Annotated in this window: 2 protein-coding genes; both read left to right on the top strand. The window is 69.4% G+C overall.

The window, feature by feature from the left end; translation table 11 throughout:
- Positions 1-72 precede the first annotated feature (72 nt).
- A complete protein-coding gene (locus tag ACFU99_RS42665) occupies positions 73-1098 on the top strand; it encodes a DUF3560 domain-containing protein (RefSeq protein ID WP_384403908.1) in 1026 nt (341 codons plus the stop codon).
- Positions 1099-1236: 138 nt separating this feature from the next.
- Positions 1237-1746: a hypothetical protein gene (locus tag ACFU99_RS42660; RefSeq protein WP_384403905.1), complete on the top strand. Its 510-nt coding sequence runs from the start codon at positions 1237-1239 to the stop codon at positions 1744-1746.
- The last annotated feature ends 23 nt before the right edge of the window (positions 1747-1769 follow it).

Genomic DNA, 1769 nt, shown 5'->3' with positions numbered 1-1769 from the left:
GCGCAGGCCCGCTTCAAAGCAACGCTCCGGTCTTCGACCGGAACGAACTCTCTCACCAGAAAAGACAGTTCAGTGGCCATAGAGATCACACATTCCCGCCGCGAAGGAACCCTCATCGAGGGCACGAGCCGCAACGACGGCTCGAAGGAAGTCCTCCGTACCCGGCACTACGCATCCGGCTACACCACGCTCGCCAAGTGGTCGGGCACCCTCGGGTGCTGGTACCTGCCCTACAGCCGCGACAAGCGCACCTCCCGCCCCATGCTGGAGGCACTCGCCGACCGCCTCCGCGCCGAAGGCTTCGAGGTCTCCGTCACCATCGATGAGACCGACCGCCGCACCTTCGCCGAGGCCGAACAAGACCGCGTCGAGCGGGCCGAAGGCCGCGCCGAACGCTTCGGCCAGTACGCGGACAACGCCGCTACAAGGTCCGAGTCCGCATGGCGGCGCGGACACGAGGTCGCCGACGGCATCCCCATGGGCCAGCCCATCTTGGTGGGGCACCACTCCGAGCGCCGCGCCCGCCGCGATCACGAGCGCATCGACAACGCCATGCGGACCAGCATCGCGGAGCAGGACAAGGCCGGGTACTGGGCCGACCGGGAGAAGGCCGCCGCCGGATACGAAGCCTTCCGCAAGGACCCCGGCCGCACTCTGCGCCGGATCGACAAGCTCCACGCCGAACTCCGGGCAGTGGAGCGGCGCCAGCACGACGAGGCCACCTACGGCTCCCCGCAGGACAGCCGATACCCCGAGGTCTGCCAGGAGCTGGAGCTACGCCACCAGGAGCTCACCGAGGAAATCGCCTACTGGCAGGACGTGATCAAAGAGGCCGAAGCCAACGGCTTCAACGTCTGGACGAAGGCGGACTTCCGGCGCGGTGACTACGTCCAGGCGCACGGGCAGTGGTGGGAAGTCCTGCGGGTCAACGCCAAGAGCCTGACCACCCCGCACCTGCACACCGGCATCGGCAAGAAGGTCGTCCACGCCGCCGACATGACCCACTCGGACCGGACATGGCGCTTCCCCTACGACGAGGTCACCGGCCGGAAGAGCGCCGACGAGATGCGACCGGGCCCGACGGCCGCCACCGCGTAACGCCCCGCCCGCCCCGGCGGCCGAGTGCACCGGGGCGGGCCCTCTCTCACCAGAACAGGCACCACCGTAACCGCGCAGACCCTCCAGACTGCCCTTCCGTACCGCATCGGCGACCCCGACACCGCGTGCCGCTACCCCGTGATCATCGGCAAAGACCAGGTCATCGGACGCGCCCACCGCTGGCACCGCGAATGGTTCGTCGACTCCAGCGAGGGGGAGCACAACCTCCGCCGCCCGCCCAAGGGACAGGCGGGCATCGATATGGCCGCCGCCTACCTCGCAGCGGAGTACGCCGTCGGCCGCATCACAGCCATTCCGCTGGACCAGGCACGTGCCGAGGCACCCACGCCCCTGTGCGGCCCAGTGCCCCTCCTGCACCCGCGGATGCCCGCGACGACCCGCAACATCAAGAGCGCGATCACAGCGTTCGAGGGCCTCGCGGCCCACCACTGGCGGGCCGTCCTCACCGGATTCCCCGGCTCCGACAACCACTGGTACCTCTCCTGCCTCCTGTGCCCGTGGGAAGGCCCGAAGTTCTGGTCGCACCTGCGCGGCCGCAACGGCGCCCCGCCCAGCGCCCACCGCCACGAAGGCGGATGCATCGGCAAGAACAAAGTCCGCCAGCTGATCACCGCCTACCAGCAGTAGCCGCTGCCGGGGGCGGCGCGACC

It is taken from the genome of Streptomyces sp. NPDC057654, from assembly GCF_042800135.1.
GTDB lineage: Bacteria > Actinomycetota > Actinomycetes > Streptomycetales > Streptomycetaceae > Streptomyces.
The sequence above is the reverse complement of the archived record's forward strand: the minus strand, read 5'-3'. Positions and strand labels throughout refer to the sequence as shown.